We start from the raw sequence: 18,583 nt of genomic DNA, 5'->3' as shown, positions 1-18,583 counted from the left end.
TCAGCCCACGCCTTACTTTCGCCGAAATGAAGGTCTACGCTTAACCCATGTCCGAGACCTCGGTGTTCGCCGTGATCGTCGACCTGGTCGACTCCCGCAAGCTCGACGACCGGGCCGCCGCCCAGCACGCGGTCGAGGCCGCCTTCGACCGTACCGCGGACGTCGACGCGCTCGATCCGCTGCGCGCCACCGTCGGCGACGAGTTCCAGACCGTCTACGCCACGCTGGCCGACGCCCTCGTGGCGACGACGGCCGCGATCCTCGCCCTGCCGCCGACGGTGCAGGTCCGCCTCGGCATCGGGCGGGGGCCGGTCCGGGCGATCGGCGACGGCGCGGTCGGTCCCCTGCAGGACGGCCCGGGATGGTGGTCGGCCCGCGACGCCATCAACGAGACCCACCGCCGCGAGGACGGCCGGACCCCGTTCCTGCGGTCCTGGTACCACGACTCCGAGGACCGGCTCGGCCCGACCGAGCGGCTGGTCGACGCCTGGTTCCTCAGCCGCGACCACGTCCTGTCACGGCTGACCCCGCGTGCGCGACGGGTCGCCCTCGGTCTGCTGCAGGGCCGCACCCAGGCGCAGATCGCGGCGGCCGAGGGCATCACCCCGTCGGCGGTGTCCCAGTCGGTGCAGCGTTCCGGTGTCGCCGCCGTGGTCGAGGGCCTGCGCGTCCTCGCCGACGGGGGCCGCTGATGCTCGCCGGGGTCCTCCTGGCCCTCGTCGGGCTCGCCGACGTGGTCCGGGCGCGCGCCGGTGGTGGTCCGGCGCGGCGGCGGGTGGTGACCACCTCGGTCGTCGTCGTCCTGTGGGCCGGTGTGGTCGTCGTCGCGGCCGCGGGCCTCGGCCTGCCGACGTGGGCCGTCCTCGTCGTGGTCGTGCTGGCAGCGCTCTGGGTCGCGACGACGTTCCCGGTCCGCGCGGACGACGACGAGGACGAGGACGACCACGCTGCTGCCGCGACTCGCCTCCCCCGCTGGCGGCGGTCCGGGTCGTGGCCGGCGGTCCTGCTCGCCGTCGCCGTCGTCGCGCTGCTGCTGTGGGCGCCGTTCCCGGACGCGTCGGGCTTCGTGGTCGACTGGCAGCGGGACGCCGGTCCGGCGTTCGTCGGGAGCGTCCCCCTCGCCGCGGTCGTCGGCGGTGTCGGCTCGGCGCTGTTCCTGGTCGACTCCGCGAACGTGGTGGTCGCCCAGGCGCTGCCGCCGGGGCTCGCACCCGACGCGCACCCCGATCCGACGGCCACGCGTCCCGCACGCCTGCGCTTCCTCCGCCTCCGGACGCCGCGCCTGCCCGGGGACGACGGACAGGGTACGGGCGAGCGGTCCCCCGGCTCGGTCACCCTGAAGGGCGGCCGGATGATCGGTCCGATCGAACGGCTGCTGCTCGCGGGATTCGCCCTGGCCGGTGCCTTCCCGGTGGTGGCGGCGCTCATCGCCGCGAAGGGCATCGTGCGGTTCCCCGAGATCCGGCGTGAGACGACCGGGTACCAGGCGGAGTACTTCCTCATCGGCAGCCTGGTGAGCTGGTCGATGGCCTTCGCCGCGGCCGGCCTCTGCTGGCTGCTCGCTCGCGGCTGACACCGACCCCGTCCGACCACCGCCGTCCCGGCCGGCGCGGGTACCCTCTCCCTCGTGAACGGTGTCGGAGTCGGTGTCCTCGACGAAGCCGGTCGGCTCCGCCTGCTCGGTGCGGGAGTGACGGGCGCGGCCTTCGCCGTGGTGCTCGTCATGCTGGTCCTGTCGTCGTGGTCCGAGGCGACCACCACGGTCCTCGTCTCGGTCGGCATCCCGACCGCGGTGGCGGGAGCCGCGATCGCCGTCGTCCTGCAGCGCCGTGCCTGGCGCGCCGAGGGCGGCTACGAACGGTCGATCGTCGTCCGTGAGTGGATCGCCGAGGGCCGGGTGCCCGAGGGGGTGCCGGCCGAGCAGTGGATCCCGCTCGTCCAGGCCCAGGCGGACCGCGAGGGCGCCGGCTGGGGCAAGGTCGTCCTCGGCGTGCTGTGGATCGCGATGACCTGGTCGATGCGCGACCAGCACGGCACGCTCATCACGACGATGCTCATCCTGCTGTGGAGCGCGATGGCCCTGTGGGCAGCCGTCTGGGTCATCCCCCGCGCCCGGGCAGCGCGAGCGCTCCTGCGCCGCGGCGTCACCGCGATCGGCTGAACCCCGCTCGACTGAACCCCGCTCGTGCGCGCCTGACTACGCTCAGCCCCATGCAGAGTCGCTCCCTCGGCCGCACCGGTCGCTCCGTCTCCCCCATCGGTCTCGGTACCTGGCAGTTCGGCGGTGACTGGGGTCCCGTCTCCGACGCCGACGCGGACGCCGTCATGGACGCCTCGGTCGAGTCCGGCGTCACCCTGTTCGACACCGCCGACGTCTACGGCGACGGTCGCAGCGAGCAGCTCATCGGCGCGTGGCGTGCCGCGAACCCGGACGTGCCGCTGACGGTCACCACGAAGATGGGCCGTCGCGCCGAGCAGGTCCCCGGCAACTACGTGGCCGCGAACTTCCGCGAGTGGGTCGACCGCTCCCGCACGAACCTGCGGCAGGACACCCTCGACCTCGTGCAGCTGCACTGCCCGCCGACACCGGTCTACGAGGACGACGCCGTCTACGACGCGCTCGACGCGCTGGTCGCCGACGGCTCGGTCGCCGCCTACGGCGTCAGCGTCGAGACCGCGGACCAGGCGCTCGCCGCGATCGCCCGGCCCGGCGTCGCGAGCGTCCAGATCATCCTCAACGCGTTCCGGCTCAAGCCGCTGGACCGCGTCCTGCCGGCGGCCCGGGAGGCAGGGGTCGGCATCCTCGCGCGTGTCCCGTTGGCCTCGGGGTTGCTCTCCGGCAAGTACACGACGGAAACGTCGTTCGCCGAGGGCGACCACCGCAACTACAACCGCCACGGCGAGGCCTTCGACCAGGGCGAGACCTTCAGCGGTGTCGACTACGACGACGGCGTGCGGGCGGCGCAGACCTTCGCGGCGTCCCTGCCCGACGCCGTCTCGGTGCCGCAGGCGGCACTCGCGTGGATCATCGCGCAGGACGGCGTGACCGCGGCCATCCCGGGCGCCCGCAACCCGGAGCAGGCCCGGTCGAACGCGGCCGCCGGTGACCTGCCGCCGGTCGAGGGCCTCGACGCGACCGTGCACGACCTGTACGACACGTGGTTCCGCGCGAGCGTCCACGACCGCTGGTGAGGCTCCGGAGCGTCGCGGTCGCGGTGGCCGGGGTCCTGCTGCTGGCCGGTTGCGCCGCACCCGGTGCGGTGACGACCCGTGACGCCCCACCGTGGGAGCGGCCGACCGACCTCAGCGCGCGGGCCGAGGCGGCGGGTCTGCGGAACGTGTGGGGTGAGCGGCTGGCCGAGCACGTCCACACGCACCTGACGATCCTGGACGGCGACGAACCGGTCACCGTGCCGGCGAACGTCGGACACTCCGCGAAGGCGCGGTTCGCCGCCGAGATCCACACGCACGACACCTCGGGGATCGTGCACGTGGAGTCCCCCGACGAGCGGACGTTCACGCTCGGGCAGTTCTTCGATGAGTGGGGCGTCTCGCTCGGTCCGGAGCACGTCGGCGGGCTCCGCGGCGAGCTGACCGTGTGGGTGGACGGCCACCGCCGCATCGGCAACCCGCGGTCGATCGCGCTCACCGACCGCCGGCAGGTCGTCCTCATCGTCACCACGATCGGCGAGGTCCCCCGGCTCCCGACGCCGTTCGACTGGCCGCCGCAGTACCGCTGAGTCCGTGCCGCTCCCGGTGCCGCTGCGTAGCCTGCACCCATGACCACGATCCGCACCGGCACCGACCTGGCCGCGGTCGAGGACGTGGCCGCGGGCATCACTGCGCACGGCGAGCGCTACCTCGACCGGCTCTTCACCGCCCGTGAGCGGTCGGACACCGCGGACGACCCGGAGCGGCTGGCGGCGCGCTTCGCCGGGAAGGAGGCGGTGGTCAAGCTCCTCCGCCCGACCGCCGGCGAGCCCGTGGCGCTGCGCGACGTCGCGATCGTGCTCGACGCCGACGGTGCCCCGTCGGTCGAGCTGACCGGCACGGCCGCCGCGCTGGCACAGGCCGTCGGCTGCGGGCCGATCGCGGTGTCGCTCGCGCACGAGCGCGGGCTCGCGATCGCGACGGCGGTGGCGCTCAGCGAGCGGTGACCCCTGCGGACCCCCGAGCAGCAGTGCGGTTTCGCGCACCCGCACGGCGGTTTCCCGATGCCCGGTCCTCCTTATCGTTGCCGACATGGACCAGGACCCGAACGCCTCCAGCACGTCCGTCGTACTCGCCGACCCGGACGTCGACCGGGCCGTCCGACGTGCGCTGGCCGACCACGGACGCCTCACCGTCGACGTGGACGACCTCGACCCGACGGCCGACCTCTACGCGCTCGGGCTCACCTCGCACGCGACGGTCAACGTCATGCTCGCCGTCGAGACCGACCTGGACGTCGAGTTCCCGGACGCCGTGCTGCACCGGGCGACCTTCGCCACCATCGAGTCGATCGCGGCCGCCGCGGAGCAGGCGTCGTGACGTTGACCGCGCCGACGCGCACCGTCACGACGACGGAGACCGGCACCGCGACCGGGTCCCCCACCGCGCCCCAGCCGGGGACCGCGACCGCGCCGGCGTCAGCGCCCCGGCCACCGGCAGGCACCGCGGCCGCGCCGGGCACGGCGACGGACCGCTTCACCGAGCGCACGGCCGCCGTCGCGGCGACCGCTGCCCTGTACGCCGACGAGGTCGACCGCGACGCCCGCCCCCCGCGCGAGGCGATCGCCGCGATGCGCGAGACCGGACTGCTCGCCGCAGCGGTCCCCGTCGCTCACGGCGGCGAGGGGGCGTCGGTCACCGAGCTGTCGTCGATCGCCACCGAGCTCGGCCGCGCCTGCGCGGCGACGGGCATGGTCTTCGCCATGCACCACAGCCAGGTGATGGCGCTCTGGCGGCACGGCGGTGCAGGCCGCGGGGTGCTCGACGCCCTCGAGGCAGTCCGCACCGGCGCACTCGTCGCGTCGGCCACCACCGAGCGCGGCATCGGCGGCGACGCCCGGAGCTCGTCCTGCGCGATCGAGCCCACCGACGACGGCCGGATCCGGCTGCGGAAGGACGCCCCGGTCATCTCCTACGCCACCGAGGCCGACGCGGTGTTCGTCACCGCCCGGCGCTCGCCCGACGCCCCGGCGTCCGACCAGCGGCTGCTCGTCTGCCGGACGGACGAGATGCTGCTGTCGCAGACCTCGACCTGGGACACGATGGGCCTGCGCGGCACGTGCAGCAACGGGTGGATCCTCGACGCCGAGACCACCGTCGACCACGTGTTCCGCGACGACTACGCCACGATCTCGGCGCACACGGTGCTGCCGGTCTCGCACGTCCTCTGGGCCTCGGTCTGGCTCGGCATCGCGGCCGGTGCGGCCGAGCGCGCGCGGACGGCGGTCCGCCGGCAGGCGCGCGCCGCCGTCGGCACGACCCCGCCCGGCGCCCTCCGGCTCGCCGAGCTGCTCGTCGAGCTGCAGACCATGGCCGATGCCGTGCGGCACGCCGCGGAACGGTACGACGCCGCGGCGGACGACCCGGACGTGCTCACCTCGAGCGCGTTCGCGCTGGCCGCCAACGCCCTGAAGATCGGCGCGTCCGAACGCGTCGCCGACATCACCACGAAGGCGATGCGCATCATCGGGATCGCGGGCTACGCGGCCTCCGGTCCGATGAGCACCGCCCGACACCTCCGAGACGCCCACGGTGCCGCCGTCATGGTGAGCAACGACCGTCTCCTCGCCAACGACGCCGACCTCTCACTCATGACGGGAGTGATCCTGTGACGATCACCGAACCCACCACCGGCGCCGTGCCGGACCTCGACGCGGCGCGTGCCGCCCTCCGCTCCCGCCTGCTCGACGACGGCGTGCTCGTCGACCTCGGCTCCCCCGGCCTGTACGGGCGCACCGGCGTGTTCGAGCGCGTGTACGCCGCGGTCGACGCCGCCGGGGTCCGCAGCCAGGCCGACCTGGGCGCGGACGTGCTCCGCTTCCCGCCGGTGGAGACGCTCACCGCGTTCGAGCGCACCGACTACATCGCATCCTTCCCGGACCTCGCGGCCTCGGTGTCCGCCTTCACCGGCGACGACCGCACGCACCGGGCACTCCTCGCCGCCCGCGAGCGGGGCGACCGCTGGGAGGACTTCCTCGAGCCGGCGGACCTCATGCTCACCCCGGCGGTCTGCCACCCGGTGTACGGCCTGGTCGGGGACACCGTGCCGCAGTCCGGGCGCACCTTCGACATCGTCGGCGACTCGTTCCGCCGCGAGCCGTCCCTCGACCCGATGCGCCTGCAGGCCTTCCACATGCACGAGTTCGTCGTCATCGGCACGCCGGAGGACGCCCGCGCGCACCGCGACGGCCGGATCCCCGGCATGCGCGCCCTGCTCGAGTCCTTCGGGCTCGCGATCGACGTCGTGCCGGCGAACGACCCGTTCTTCGGCCGGGTCGGGCAGATCCTCGCCCGGAACCAGGTCGAGCAGTCGCTCAAGTTCGAGTTCGTCACGCCCGTCTACGGACCGGACCACGCTGCGACCGCGATCAGCTCCGCCAACCTGCACGAGGACCACTTCGGCACCGCGTTCGGCATCCGCACCCCCGACGGCGAGGTCGCGCACAGCGCCTGCGTCGCCTTCGGCCTGGAGCGCATCACGATCGCGCTGTTCGCCGCGCACGGCACCGACCCCGACGCCTGGCCCGAGACGGTCCGCGCGGCGCTCGCACTGTGAGCACCCGGCACGGCTGGTCCGGGTCGCCCGCCATCCGGCTCGCGGTGCAGGCACCGGCCGCCGCGCGCGCCGGCGTCGTCATCTGCCCGCCGCTCGGACAGGAGGGCGTCATCGCCTACCGCACGCTCCGGCTGCTGGCGGACCGACTGGAGGCCCGTGGCATCGCCTCGGTGCGCTACGACCCGTCGGGACGTGGCGACTCCACCCCGGACACCGACCCCGACGCGCAGGTGCGGTCCGCACGCCGCGCGGCGGCCGTGCTGCGCACGACCGGGGTCCGGCAGGTCGCCTTCGTCGGGCTCGCCTCCGCGGCGCTCGTCGCGGCGGCCGCCGCCGGGGACGCCGACGGCCTGGTCGTCTGGGACGCGCCGGCCTCCGGTCGTGCGTGGCTCCGTCGGCAGCGCGCCCTCGCCACGCTCACCATCGGCGAGGACCGCGTCGTCGACGCGACCGAGAGCCTCATCGGCATGGACGTGACGACCGACGAGGCGGCCGTGATCGGCGCCCTCGCCTTCGCGCCGCGGACCGGCCCGACGGTGGCGCTCGTCCGTCCGGGCAGCCGAGCACCACGGGCCCTGGGCACCGTGCCCACCACCGAGGTGGTCGGCAGCGCCGAGCTCCTCGACGGCACGAGCGTCCAGGCGCGGATCCCGGGGGCAGCGGTGGACGCCGCCGTCGCCTGGCTCGACGCCTGGGCACCCGACGACCACGTGGTCGTCACCCCGCCCGCGCTCGACGAGGTGCTCGACGTGGACGGCCGGGTCTCCGAACGCATCGTCCGGATGGGTCCGCAGGGGCTCTTCGCGGTCGAGACGGTGTCGTCGGCGCAGCACCACGACGCCCCCGTCGTCGTGCTGCACAACGGCGGCGCCGAGCACCACGTCGGTGCCACCGACTACCAGGTCGACCTCGCCCGGGCGCTCGCCCGCGACGGCGCCCGGGTGGTCCGCGTCGACCGCCGGGCCACCGGGGAGAGCACCGGCGTCCACGAGGACGAGCGCAGCTTCCTGTTCGCCGGCGAGTGGCTCGAGGACCAGTCCGCGGTCGTCGCCGCGCTCGGGACGCCCGCCGACCGGCTCGTGCTCGTCGGCATGTGCGCCGGCGCGTGGCTGGCCGGTCGCGCGGTCGACGAGCCGCCGCGGCTCGTCGTCGAGATCAGCCCGAACGACTACCGTCGCCGTCCCGCCGAGCCCGGCGCCTACGCCGATGCGGTGCGCGCGATCGACGCGCCGTCCCCGGCACGGCGCTGGGTGCGCGAGCGGTACAACCGCGTCGTGCCGCGGTCGGTGCGCGACCGGTTGGCCCGTCGTGACCGTGCCGGTGGGGTCGTCGCCCACGTGCGGCCGCTCGTCGAGCACGGCACCGACGTCGTCGTGATCGTGGCCCCCGAGGACGCCGAGCTGTTCGACCGGCTCGGCGGACGCCGGGCCGAGCGTCGGTACGGCGGCACGGGCCGCCGCGGCTCGGTGTCCGTGGTGCGGGTGGAGGACGGCGACCACGCCCTGTTCTCGCGGGCGATGCGCGACGCCGTGGTCGCCGAGGTCCGCACCCGGGTCGCCGAGACGTTCCCGGTGCACGCCTGAGTCGCGTTCAGGCGAGACCGAGGGTGCGGGCGACCGCGTCCGGCTTCTCGACGTGGGCGAAGTGCCCGCACGCGTCGAGCAGCACCGTCCGCGTCTGCGGCACGATCGCACGCAGGGCCTCGAGGTCCGACCGGCGGGCGAACACGTCGTCGCGCCCGGCGATCGCCGTGACCGGGACGGTGACCGCGCCCCAACGCTCGAGGTCGTAGCGCGCGGCGGCGCGGGCGGCGTCGACGAAGCGGGTCGGCCGGAGCTCCTCGACGAAGGCGTCGAGGACGCTCGGGTCCAACCGGCGGACGGCGGTGAACACCGGGGCGGCGAGCAGCGGCAGGAGGCCCACCCGCGCGCACGCGCGCAGGATCGGCCGCCCGGCCTCGCCCGTCACCGCGAGCCCGGCGCGCAGCAGGGTGAAGGCCGGCAGGGAGCGCAGACCGCGCAGCGGGTCGCGTGCCGCGGCGGCGGTCGCGACGGTCGTGCCGGAGACCAGCGCCACCGAGCGCACCCGGTCCGGTGCGGCCACGGCGAGGTGCATGCCGACGAAGGCCCCCATCGAGTGCCCGACGACGTCGACGGTCGGCACCGCGAGGGCGTCGAGCACCGTCGTCAGCACGCGGGCGACGTCGTCCAGGTCGAACGGGCCGTCGGCTGCGGGCGACGACCCCCACCCCGGCAGGTCGACGAGGACGAGGCCGCGGTCACCGACCCCGTGCGCCGCGGTGAGCAGCGGTGTCCAGGTCGACCAGGAACCGGCCACACCGTGCAGCAGCAGGAGCGGCTCGGGGCCGGGCCGGTGGTGCACGACGACCGGTCCGGTCGCGGTCGGCACGACGCTCCGACGCAGCCGCCACGTGTCCGGCGTCGGCGACACCGGGTACGGGGCGTAGGCGGTGGGCGCGACCACGCGCGGTCGCGGGTCGCTGTCGGTGGCGTGCACCGGGCCTCCTGTCCGACGCGGGAGCGTCTCGGAGGGATTCGGAACGCTAGCCGACGGGGACGGGTGCGGAGCAGGCGGCGAGCCGGTCGAGCGCGGCCTTGTACTCGGCGACGTCGCGCTGCAGCCCGGGCTCGGTGATGATCGACGCCTTGATGCGGCCCTGGACGTCGATGACGAAGGTCGCGCGGGTGGCGAAGCCCTTGTGCTCGAGGAACACGCCGTACTCCTTCGAGACGGCGCCGTGCGGCCAGAAGTCGGCGAGGAGCTCGAAGTCGTAGCCGTTGACCTCGGCGAAGGAGCGCAGCGTCGCCTTCGAGTCGACGGAGATGCCGATGAGCTCGACACGCTGGTCCTGGAACATCGCGACGTTGTCCTGCAGGGCGCAGAGCTCGTTCGTGCAGTTCGACGAGAACGCGAGGGGGAAGAAGACGAGGGCGACGGGGCGGGTGCCGCGGAAGTCGCTGAGTCGGACGTGCTCGCCGAACTGGTTCGGGAGCTCGAAGTCCGGCGCGAGTGAGCCGATCTCCAGTGCCATCGGTGCGTGTGCTTCTTCCTCGGGCGTCGGGTGTGCCCGTCGGTCCGTGCGCTCGCGGGTCGCGGACGCACGATCGGCAATCGTACGCCGACGTCACCCGAATGCAAGCACCCGTCCACGTGCACGACACCATCAGCATCGCCGTCGGTGCTGGGGCCTAGAGTGGACGGGGCCCCAGCCGGTCGTGACCCGACCGATGGAGCCGCCATGTCCACCACCACGAGAACGAACGAGGTCAAGGGTGACGGTGAACGACCAGGACCCGTACAGCACCGGGGCGAACGACCAGGACCCCGAGGAGACCGCCGAATGGCGTGAGTCCCTCGACGGACTGGTCGCGACCCACGGCCACCAGCGCGGTCGCGAGATCATGCTGAGCCTGCTCAAGCGGTCCAAGGAACTGCACCTCGGTGTGCCGATGGTCCCGACGACGGACTACGTGAACACCATCGCGCCGGAGAACGAGCCGGAGTTCCCCGGGGACGAAGAGCTCGAGCGCCGCTACCGCCGGTGGATCCGCTGGAACGCGGCGATCACGGTGCACCGTGCGCAGCGGCCGGGCATCAGCGTCGGCGGCCACATCTCGACGTACGCGTCGAGCGCCGCCATGTACGAGGTCGGCTACAACCACTTCTTCCGCGCGCAGGACCACGAGTCCGGTGGCGACCAGGTCTTCTTCCAGGGCCACGCCTCCCCCGGCATGTACGCCCGCGCCTACATGGAAGGGCGCCTCGGCGAGGACCAGCTCGACGGCTTCCGGCAGGAGAAGTCCCACGCCGGCGGCGGGCTCTCGTCGTACCCGCACCCGCGCCTCATGCCGCACTTCTGGCAGTTCCCGACCGTGTCGATGGGCATCGGCCCGATCAACGCGATCTACCAGGCGCAGCAGGCCAAGTACCTGTCGAACCGCGGCATCAAGGACGCCTCCGACCAGCAGGTCTGGGCCTTCCTCGGCGACGGCGAGATGGACGAGGTCGAGTCCCGCGGGCAGCTCCAGGTCGCCGCGAACGACGGCCTCGACAACCTGAACTTCGTGATCAACTGCAACCTGCAGCGTCTCGACGGTCCGGTCCGCGGCAACGGCAAGATCATCCAGGAGCTCGAGGCGTTCTTCCGCGGTGCGGGCTGGAACGTCATCAAGGTCGTCTGGGGCCGCGAGTGGGACGACCTGCTCGCCCGCGACACCGAGGGCGCGCTCCTCAACCTGATGAACCAGACGCCGGACGGCGACTACCAGACGTACAAGGCCGAGAACGGCGCGTACGTCCGCGAGAACTTCTTCGGGCGCGACCCGAAGGCGCTCGAGCTGGTGTCGGACTACTCCGACGACCAGATCTGGAACCTCAAGCGCGGTGGCCACGACTACCGCAAGGTCTACGCCGCGTTCAAGGCCGCGACGGAGCACAAGGGCCAGCCGACCGTCATCCTGGCGAAGACGGTCAAGGGCTACGGCCTCGGCCCGAGCTTCGAGGGCCGCAACGCGACCCACCAGATGAAGAAGCTCACGCTCGACAACCTCAAGCAGTTCCGCGACGAGATGCGCATCCCGATCTCCGACGCCCAGCTGGAGGAGAACCCCTACACGCCGCCGTACTACCACCCGGGCAACGACGACGAGGCGATCCAGTACATGCACGAGCGTCGTCGCGCGCTCGGCGGGTACGTGCCGGAGCGCCGCACCAAGTACACGTCGATCACCCTCCCCGAGGACTCCAAGTACCAGGTCGTCAAGAAGGGCTCCGGCAAGCAGGAGATCGCCACCACCATGGCGTTCGCCCGTCTGCTGAAGGACCTGCTGCGCTCGCCCGACTTCGGCGACCGCGTGGTGCCGATCATCCCGGACGAGGCCCGCACGTTCGGCATGGACGCGTACTTCCCGACGGCGAAGATCTACAACCCGAACGGCCAGCACTACACGTCGGTCGACCGCGAGCTCCTGCTGGCCTACAAGGAGAGCCCGCAGGGCCAGATCATCCACGTCGGCATCAACGAGGCCGGTGCCCTCGCGGCGTTCACCGCCGTCGGCACCTCGTACTCGACGCAGGGTGAACCGCTCATCCCGGTCTACGTCTTCTACTCGATGTTCGGCTTCCAGCGCACCGGCGACGCGATCTGGGCCGCCGGTGACCAGATGGCCCGCGGCTTCATGATCGGCGCCACCGCCGGTCGCACGACGCTGACGGGCGAGGGCCTGCAGCACGCCGACGGCCACTCGCTGCTGCTCGCGACGACGAACCCGGCCGTGGTGGCGTACGACCCCGCGTACGGCTACGAGATCGGGCACATCGTCAAGGCCGGCCTCGACCGGATGTACGGCACGAACGAGGACGGCAGCGCGAAGCACGCCGACCCGAACGTCATGTACTACCTGACGGTCTACAACGAGCCGATCGTCCAGCCGGCCGAGCCGGAGGGCGTCGACGCCGAGGGCATCGTCAAGGGCATGTACCTGCTCAAGCCGAGCGAGCACGACGGGCCGAAGGCCCAGCTGCTCGCCTCGGGTGTCGCGGTGCCGTGGATCCTCGAGGCACAGCAGCTGTTGGCCGAGGACTGGGGCGTCTCCGCCGACGTCTGGAGCGTCACGAGCTGGGGTGAGCTGTACCGCGACGGTCTCGACGCGGAGCAGCAGGCGTTCCTCAACCCGGGCGAAGCGCCGCGCACGCCGTACGTCACCGAGCGCCTGCTCGGCACCGAGGGCCCCGTCGTCGCCGTGAGCGACTTCATGCACGCGGTGCAGGAGCAGATCCGTCCGTTCGTCCCGACGGACTACGCCACGCTGGGCGCCGACGGCTTCGGCTTCTCGGACACCCGTCCGGCAGCCCGTCGCTTCTTCCACATCGACGGCCCCTCGGTCGTCGTGCGGACGCTGCAGCAGCTGGCGAAGCAGGGCAAGGTCGACCAGGCAGTCGTGCAGCAGGCGATCGACAAGTACCGGCTGCACGACGTGAACGCCGGCACCACGGGCAGCGCCGGCGGCGAGAGCTGATCACCCGGTGACGACACCCCGCACCGACCCTGCCGGAGCCCAGCAGAGCGACCGCGAACGCGCGCTCTCCTGGCTCCGGCAGGTGTCGGGCGAACTCTCGACCGCGACGATCAAGCGCCTCGAGGACACCCTGCCGTGGTACAGCGAGATGCCGCCGGGGCGTCGCTCCGCCGTCGGTCTGGTCGCCCAGGCCGGCATCACCTCGTTCATCAGCTGGCTCGAGGGCACCGCGTCGACGCCGTGGATCGCGGCGGCCGACGTCTTCGGCTCGGCACCGCGTGAGCTCCTCCGCTCGGTGAGCCTGCAGCAGACCCTGCAGCTCATCCGCGTCGTGGTCACCGTGGTCGAGGAACGCGCCGCCGACGACGAGATGCTGCAGGAGGCGATCCTCAAGTACTCGCGGGACATCGCCTTCGCCGCCGCCGACGTCTACGCCCGGGCGGCCGAGGCCCGCGGGCTGTGGGACGCCCGGCTCGAAGCGCTCGTGGTCGACTCGATCCTGTCGGGCGAGTACGACGACGAACTGCCGTCCCGCATCGCCGCCCTCGGGTGGCACGGCCACGGCGAGGTCGCGGTGCTCGTCGGCACCGCACCGAAGCAGCTCGAGGTCGACCAGGTCCGCCGCACCGCTCGCCACCTGGACGCCGACGTGCTCGTCGGGGTGCAGGGCTCGCGGCTCGTCGTCGTGATCGGCCGGGCCACCCCGCGCGACGACGTGCCCGAGGGCGAGGAGCCGGTCTCCTTCACGACCATCGCGCAGGCCCTCGAACCGCTGTTCGGCGACGGCCACCTCGTGCTCGGCAACGAGGTCCCCGGTGTCGTCGACGCGTCGACGAGCGCCAAGGCCGCCCTGGCCGGGTTCGCCGTGGCACGGGCGTGGCGCGGGGTGCCGCGTCCGGCCCTCGCCGACGACCTGCTGCCCGAACGCGCACTGGCCGGCGACCCGCTCGCCCGTTCCGCCCTCGTGCAGCGCATCTACGTCCCGCTCAAGGACCAGTCGACCGAGCTCCTGCAGACCCTGTGGTGCTACCTCGACACCGGTCGCTCGCTCGAGGCCACCGCCCGCGAGCTCTTCGTGCACCCGAACACGGTGCGCTACCGCCTGCGGCGCGTGGCCGACATCATCGGGTGGGACGCCACGCACGCCCGCGACGCCCTCATCGTGCAGTCCGCCCTGATCCTCGGGGCGATGTCCGAATCGGCCGCCGGCCGCCGGCGCACCACGCCGCGCCGCTGAACAGGACCGCTGCGCCGGACCGCCGCGCTGATCGCACCGGCGCGCCGGACTGAGGATCGCCACAACGTCCCGCGGGGTTTCGTGTCGGATGTCCACACGAGCCCCGCGGGCCATCGGCGACAGGATTGTCCGGTGATCGTCGTCGTCGCGCCCGGACAGGGCTCCCAGACCCCCGGCTTCCTCGCCCCCTGGCTCGAGGACGCCGCCGTCCGTGAACGAGTGGGCCAGTGGTCCGAGTCCATCGGGGTGGACCTCGCCGCGCACGGCACGACCTCGGACGCGGACACCATCAAGGACACCGCGCTCGCCCAGCCCCTCATCGTCGCCGCCGGTCTCGTCACCGCCGACGCACTGCTCGCCGACGGCCGTCGCGGCCTGGTCGGCGGTGTCGCCGGACACTCGGTCGGCGAGTTCACCGCCGCCGCCGTCGCCGGCGTGCTCGAGCCGACCGACGCGGTCGCCCTCGTCGCCGCCCGCGGTCGCGCGATGGCCGACGCCGCGGCCCTCGAGCCGACGTCGATGGCCGCCGTGCTCGGCGGGGACGCCGACGCCGTCGCCGCCGCCCTCGACGCCCACGGGCTCGTCCCCGCGAACCACAACGGTGGCGGCCAGACCGTCGTCGCCGGTGCCGCCGACGCCATCGCCGCCCTCGCCGCCGACCCGCCCGCCCGGGCCCGGGTCGTGCCGCTCGCCGTCGCCGGGGCGTTCCACACCCGGTACATGACCTCCGCCGTCGCCCGCGTCGCCCCGGTGGCCGCAGCCGCCACCGTGCACGACCCGACGCTGCCGATCTGGACGAACGCCGACGGCTCGCGCGTCGACGACGGCCGCCGCTTCGTCGACCTCATGGTGCAGCAGATCGCGAACCCGGTGCACTGGGACGCCGTCATGGAGTCGTTCGCCGCCGCCGGTGTGACCGGCATCGTCGAGCTCGCCCCCGCCGGGGCCCTCGTCGGCCTCGCCAAGCGCGGGCTGCGCGGCACGCCGACCGTCGCCATCAAGACCCCCGACGACCTGCCCGCCGCGATCGACCTGCTGCAGCAGGCGGCCGACGAGACCGGATCCACCCAGGAAGCAGACGCACCCGCATGACCGACGTGACCGACCCGACCGACGCCACCACGGGCCTCCCGACCGGACCCGCGGGCACGACCGGTGCCGCACCGACCGGGCGACCGCTCCTGCAGCAGCGCCGCGGCCACGAGTACACCCGCATCCTCGCCTTCGGCGCGGCCCGCGGCGAGAACGTCGTGCCGAACGACGACCTCGTCGGACCGATCGACTCGTCCGACGAGTGGATCCGCCAGCGCACCGGCATCGTCACGCGGAAGCGCGCCGGGCGCGACGTCGAGGCCGTCGACCTGGCCGAGACCGCCGCGCGCGAGGCCATCGAGAAGGCCGGGCTGCGCCCCGAGCAGATCGGCGTGGTCCTCGTCAGCACCGTGTCGCACACGGTGGCGACCCCGTCGCTCGCGTCGCTGCTCGCCGAACGCATCGGTGCGACGCCGGCCGCGGCCTACGACATCAGCGCCGCGTGCGCCGGGTACGCCTACGGCATCGCCCAGGCCGACTCGTTCGTGAAGTCCGGCATCGCCGACCACGTGCTCGTCATCGGCGCCGAGAAGCTCAGCGACCTCGTCGACCCGACCGACCGCTCCATCTCGTTCCTGCTCGGCGACGGCGCCGGAGCGGCGGTCGTCGGCCCGAGCGACTTCCCCGGCATCGCGCCGACGATCTGGGGTTCCGACGGCTCCAAGTGGGACGCCATCGGCATGACGGCCACCTACAACGAGTGGGAGGCCGGCGCGCCCCGCCCGACCATGCGCCAGGCCGGCCAGACGGTGTTCCGCTGGGCGGTGTGGGAGATGGTCAAGGTCGCCCGACAGGCGCTCGAGACCGCCGGCGTCACCGCGGCCGACCTCGCCGCGTTCGTCCCGCACCAGGCGAACATCCGCATCATCGACGAGTTCGCCAAGCAGCTCGGCCTGCCCGAGTCCGTGATGATCGCCCGCGACATCACCACCACCGGCAACACCTCCGCCGCGAGCATCCCGCTCGCCACGCACCGCCTGCTCGACGAGCACCCCGAGCTGTCGGGCGGTCTCGCCCTGCAGATCGGGTTCGGCGCCGGCCTGGTGTTCGGCGCGCAGGTGGTCGTCCTCCCCTAGCCCATCCACCCGGTCGCGCGGCAGCAGCACCGCCGACGCGACCCGGTCGCCCGGCAGCAGCACCGCCGACGCGACCACCCGATCAGCCTCCGGGCGCGAGTGCCACTCGTGCCCTAGGCTGGTCCACGGTCAAACGACACCCCCCAAGGAGAAACTCATGGCCCTGTCCAACGAAGAAGTCCTCGCCGGCCTGGCCGAGCTGATCAACGACGAGACCGGTATCGCCACCGACACCGTCGCCGCCGACAAGTCCTTCACGGACGACCTCGACATCGACTCGATCTCGATGATGACCATCGTCGTGAACGCCGAGGAGAAGTTCGACGTCAAGATCCCCGACGAAGAGGTCAAGAACCTCAAGACCGTGGGCAACGCGGTCGACTACATCGTCAAGGCCCAGGCCTGACACGAGCTTCCTGAGCGCCGCGGCCCGCGGGTCCCCCTCGGCCGCGGCGCTCATCTCGTTCACCCCAACGAAAGAACCCGTCGTTCATGACCAAGAAGACCGTCGTCGTCACCGGCATCGGTGCGATCTCACCGCTCGCAGCGACCGCCCCGGAGACGTGGGAAGCGCTGCTCGCCGGCAAGTCCGGCATCACCCGCATCGAGGACCCGCGCTACGCCGAGCTCGAACTCCCCGTCGAGTTCGCCGGTCAGGCACGTCGGTTCCTCACCGACCAGCTCACCCGTCCGGAGTCGAAGCGCCTCGACCCGTCGTCGCAGCTGTCGCTCGTCGCCGCACGTGAGGCCTGGGCCGACGCCGGCATCGACCCCGAGTCCGTCGTCCCCGAGCGCCTCATCGTCGACTGGGCGACCGGCATCGGCGGCGTGAACACCCTGCTCGACGCGTGGGACACCCTGCGAGAGAAGGGCCCGCGGCGCGTCCTGCCGATGACGGTCCCGATGCTCATGGCGAACGGCCCCGCCGCCGCCATCGAGATGGAGTTCGGCGCCCGCGGCGGCGCCCGCACCTACCTGTCGGCGTGCGCGTCCTCCACCGAGTCCCTGGCGGAGGCGTACCGCCACGTCGCCGACGGCGACGCCGACATCGTCATCACCGGTGGCGCCGAGGCCGCCCTGCACCCGCTGCCCCTGGCGGCCTTCGCGGCCATGCAGGCCCTGTCGCGCCGCAACGACTCCCCCGAGACCGCGTCGCGTCCGTACGACGTCACGCGCGACGGCTTCGTGCTCGGCGACGGCGCAGCAGCGCTCATCCTCGAGTCGAAGGAGCACGCCGAGGCCCGCGGCGCCACCATCTACGCCGAGGTCGCCGGTGCGGGCATCACGTCCGACGCCTTCCACATCACCGCGCCGGACCCCGAGGGCAGCGCCGCCGCCCGCGCCGTCATCACCGCGCTCGAGCACGCCGGCGCGAGCCGCGAGGACGTCGTCCACGTCAACGCGCACGCCACCTCGACCCCGGTCGGCGACGTCGCCGAGTACCACGCGATGCGCCGGGTCTTCGGCGACCACCTCGACGACGTCGTCGTCTCGGCCACCAAGGCCTCGACCGGGCACCTGCTCGGTGGTGCCGGTGCGATCGAGGCGGTCTTCACCGTCCTCGCGCTGCACGAGCGCGTCGCCCCGCCGACGATCAACCTGAACGACCAGGACCCGGAGATCGTCATGGACGTCGCGCGCGAGCCCCGGCCGCTCCCGGCCGGCGACCTGCTCGCGGTGAGCAACTCGTTCGGCTTCGGTGGGCACAACGCCGTGGTCGCGTTCCGCAGCGTCTGATCCGTCACGCCCGGCCAGGAGGCCCGCCCGCGTCGTCGGGGCGGGCCTCCTGTCGTTCCCGGGGCCGGGTTCGTGCATGCATCGGGTCCGTGCTGCGTACCGGGTGCTCGGTGCTGTGTGCTGGGCTGTGAGTACCGGGTGCGATGTGTCGCGAAAGCGACAGGTGCACGCGAACTGTTCGCCGGAGAGTGTCGCTTCCGCGAGCAAGACGGCGGCGGCGGCTCGGGAAGGAACCTCGACGAGCGCTGCGGACCGCGCCCGGAGCCAGACGCCGTCGGTGCCGCAGAAGCGACACCGCTCCCGGTCCTGACGGCGACGGTCCCGTCAGAGCGACAGGTACACGCGAACTGTTCGCCGAAGACTGTCGCTTCCGCGAGCAAGACGGCGGTGGCTGCTCGGGAACGAACCTCGACGAGCGCTGCGGACCGCGCCCGGAGCCAGACGCCGTCGGTGCCGCAGAAGCGACACTGCTCCCGGTCCTGACGGCGACGGTGCCGTCAGAGCGACAATCGCACGCGAACTGTTCGGCGAAGACTGTCGCTATCGCGAGCAAGACGGTGGCGGCTGCTCGGGAAGGAACCCCGACGAGCGCCGCGGACCGCGCCCGGAGCCGGACGCCGTCGGTGCCGCAGAAGCG

The 18,583-nt window shown here is 73.0% G+C and carries 18 protein-coding genes; 16 read left to right on the top strand and 2 right to left on the bottom strand.

Annotated elements, in window-relative coordinates:
* Window positions 1-47 precede the first annotated feature (47 nt).
* The 10 genes from DEI99_RS07755 to DEI99_RS07710 all read left to right on the top strand — a co-directional run bounded on the left by DEI99_RS07755 (window position 48) and on the right by DEI99_RS07710 (window position 8,349).
* Window positions 48-692 carry a SatD family protein gene (locus DEI99_RS07755; protein WP_111041819.1) on the top strand — a complete coding sequence of 215 codons (645 nt, stop codon included), beginning with the start codon at window positions 48-50 and terminating at the stop codon, window positions 690-692.
* Entirely contained in the window at window positions 692-1,573 is an 882-nt protein-coding gene (locus DEI99_RS07750) for a hypothetical protein (protein WP_111041818.1), read from the top strand. The genes DEI99_RS07755 and DEI99_RS07750 overlap by 1 nt, the downstream gene beginning before the upstream one ends.
* Window positions 1,574-1,627: 54 nt before the next feature.
* On the top strand, window positions 1,628-2,161 hold the full coding sequence (locus DEI99_RS07745; RefSeq protein WP_111041817.1) for a hypothetical protein: 534 nt from the start codon (window positions 1,628-1,630) through the stop codon (window positions 2,159-2,161).
* A 50-nt stretch (window positions 2,162-2,211) separates the two neighbouring features.
* Window positions 2,212-3,192, top strand: a complete 981-nt coding sequence (locus DEI99_RS07740) for an aldo/keto reductase (protein ID WP_111041816.1) — start codon at window positions 2,212-2,214, stop codon at window positions 3,190-3,192.
* Window positions 3,189-3,740, top strand: coding sequence for a YgdI/YgdR family lipoprotein (locus tag DEI99_RS07735; RefSeq protein WP_111041815.1), 552 nt, complete (start codon window positions 3,189-3,191; stop codon window positions 3,738-3,740). Before DEI99_RS07740 ends, DEI99_RS07735 begins: the two co-directional genes overlap by 4 nt.
* Before the next feature lie 39 nt (window positions 3,741-3,779).
* The gene (locus DEI99_RS07730; RefSeq protein ID WP_111041814.1) at window positions 3,780-4,157 is read left to right on the top strand and encodes a holo-ACP synthase; all 378 of its coding nucleotides are present in this window, start codon (window positions 3,780-3,782) and stop codon (window positions 4,155-4,157) included.
* Window positions 4,158-4,242: 85 nt separating this feature from the next.
* Window positions 4,243-4,530, top strand: coding sequence for an acyl carrier protein (locus tag DEI99_RS07725; protein ID WP_111041813.1), 288 nt, complete (start codon window positions 4,243-4,245; stop codon window positions 4,528-4,530).
* Window positions 4,527-5,822 (top strand): acyl-CoA dehydrogenase family protein, encoded by a 1,296-nt coding sequence (locus DEI99_RS07720; protein ID WP_220037147.1) that lies wholly within the window; start codon window positions 4,527-4,529, stop codon window positions 5,820-5,822. Before DEI99_RS07725 ends, DEI99_RS07720 begins: the two co-directional genes overlap by 4 nt.
* Window positions 5,819-6,766, top strand: a complete 948-nt coding sequence (locus tag DEI99_RS07715; RefSeq protein WP_220037146.1) for an amino acid--[acyl-carrier-protein] ligase — start codon at window positions 5,819-5,821, stop codon at window positions 6,764-6,766. The genes DEI99_RS07720 and DEI99_RS07715 overlap by 4 nt, the downstream gene beginning before the upstream one ends.
* Window positions 6,763-8,349 (top strand): alpha/beta hydrolase, encoded by a 1,587-nt coding sequence (locus DEI99_RS07710; RefSeq protein WP_111041812.1) that lies wholly within the window; start codon window positions 6,763-6,765, stop codon window positions 8,347-8,349. The genes DEI99_RS07715 and DEI99_RS07710 overlap by 4 nt, the downstream gene beginning before the upstream one ends.
* 7 nt (window positions 8,350-8,356) lie before the next feature.
* Here the strand turns inward: DEI99_RS07710 and DEI99_RS07705 are convergent, their stop codons facing one another.
* Window positions 8,357-9,283 carry an alpha/beta fold hydrolase gene (locus DEI99_RS07705; RefSeq protein ID WP_111041811.1) on the bottom strand — a complete coding sequence of 309 codons (927 nt, stop codon included), beginning with the start codon at window positions 9,281-9,283 and terminating at the stop codon, window positions 8,357-8,359.
* Window positions 9,284-9,329: 46 nt separating this feature from the next.
* Window positions 9,330-9,818 (bottom strand): peroxiredoxin, encoded by a 489-nt coding sequence (locus DEI99_RS07700; protein WP_111041810.1) that lies wholly within the window; start codon window positions 9,816-9,818, stop codon window positions 9,330-9,332.
* A 241-nt stretch (window positions 9,819-10,059) separates the two neighbouring features.
* On the opposite strand from DEI99_RS07700, the gene aceE reads away from it, so the two are divergent.
* The 6 genes from aceE (at window position 10,060) to DEI99_RS07670 (ending at window position 17,946) form a co-directional block, all read left to right on the top strand.
* Window positions 10,060-12,804, top strand: coding sequence for a pyruvate dehydrogenase (acetyl-transferring), homodimeric type (gene aceE / locus DEI99_RS07695; protein WP_111041809.1), 2,745 nt, complete (start codon window positions 10,060-10,062; stop codon window positions 12,802-12,804).
* Between the two features lie 7 nt (window positions 12,805-12,811).
* Window positions 12,812-14,041, top strand: a complete 1,230-nt coding sequence (locus DEI99_RS07690; RefSeq protein WP_111041808.1) for a PucR family transcriptional regulator — start codon at window positions 12,812-12,814, stop codon at window positions 14,039-14,041.
* A 132-nt stretch (window positions 14,042-14,173) separates the two neighbouring features.
* Window positions 14,174-15,133, top strand: a complete 960-nt coding sequence (locus tag DEI99_RS07685) for an ACP S-malonyltransferase (protein WP_284180987.1) — start codon at window positions 14,174-14,176, stop codon at window positions 15,131-15,133.
* On the top strand, window positions 15,130-16,209 hold the full coding sequence (locus DEI99_RS07680; RefSeq protein ID WP_258369491.1) for a beta-ketoacyl-ACP synthase III: 1,080 nt from the start codon (window positions 15,130-15,132) through the stop codon (window positions 16,207-16,209). The genes DEI99_RS07685 and DEI99_RS07680 overlap by 4 nt, the downstream gene beginning before the upstream one ends.
* A 157-nt stretch (window positions 16,210-16,366) precedes the next feature.
* Complete coding sequence (locus tag DEI99_RS07675; protein WP_017886710.1) at window positions 16,367-16,615, top strand: acyl carrier protein; 249 nt, start codon at window positions 16,367-16,369, stop codon at window positions 16,613-16,615.
* Between the two features lie 86 nt (window positions 16,616-16,701).
* Window positions 16,702-17,946: a beta-ketoacyl-[acyl-carrier-protein] synthase family protein gene (locus tag DEI99_RS07670; RefSeq protein WP_111042417.1), complete on the top strand. Its 1,245-nt coding sequence runs from the start codon at window positions 16,702-16,704 to the stop codon at window positions 17,944-17,946.
* The last annotated feature ends 637 nt before the right edge of the window (window positions 17,947-18,583 follow it).

The sequence above is a fragment of the Curtobacterium sp. MCLR17_036 genome (genome assembly GCF_003234445.2).
Lineage (GTDB): Bacteria > Actinomycetota > Actinomycetes > Actinomycetales > Microbacteriaceae > Curtobacterium.
Note: the sequence above shows the minus strand (reverse complement) of the source record. Positions and strands in the feature narration are given on the sequence as shown.

Bases quoted from the DNA above. Each gene is read 5' to 3' on its own strand.
- DEI99_RS07700 (WP_111041810.1), bottom strand. From the start codon at position 9,818: ATGGCACTGGAGATCGGCTCACTCGCGCCGGACTTCGAGCTCCCGAAC.
- DEI99_RS07680 (WP_258369491.1), top strand. From the start codon at position 15,130: ATGACCGACGTGACCGACCCGACCGACGCCACCACGGGCCTCCCGACC.
- DEI99_RS07675 (WP_017886710.1), top strand. From the start codon at position 16,367: ATGGCCCTGTCCAACGAAGAAGTCCTCGCCGGCCTGGCCGAGCTGATC.
- DEI99_RS07670 (WP_111042417.1), top strand. From the start codon at position 16,702: ATGACCAAGAAGACCGTCGTCGTCACCGGCATCGGTGCGATCTCACCG.
- DEI99_RS07755 (WP_111041819.1), top strand. From the start codon at position 48: ATGTCCGAGACCTCGGTGTTCGCCGTGATCGTCGACCTGGTCGACTCC.
- DEI99_RS07725 (WP_111041813.1), top strand. From the start codon at position 4,243: ATGGACCAGGACCCGAACGCCTCCAGCACGTCCGTCGTACTCGCCGAC.
- DEI99_RS07750 (WP_111041818.1), top strand. From the start codon at position 692: ATGCTCGCCGGGGTCCTCCTGGCCCTCGTCGGGCTCGCCGACGTGGTC.
- DEI99_RS07740 (WP_111041816.1), top strand. From the start codon at position 2,212: ATGCAGAGTCGCTCCCTCGGCCGCACCGGTCGCTCCGTCTCCCCCATC.
- DEI99_RS07730 (WP_111041814.1), top strand. From the start codon at position 3,780: ATGACCACGATCCGCACCGGCACCGACCTGGCCGCGGTCGAGGACGTG.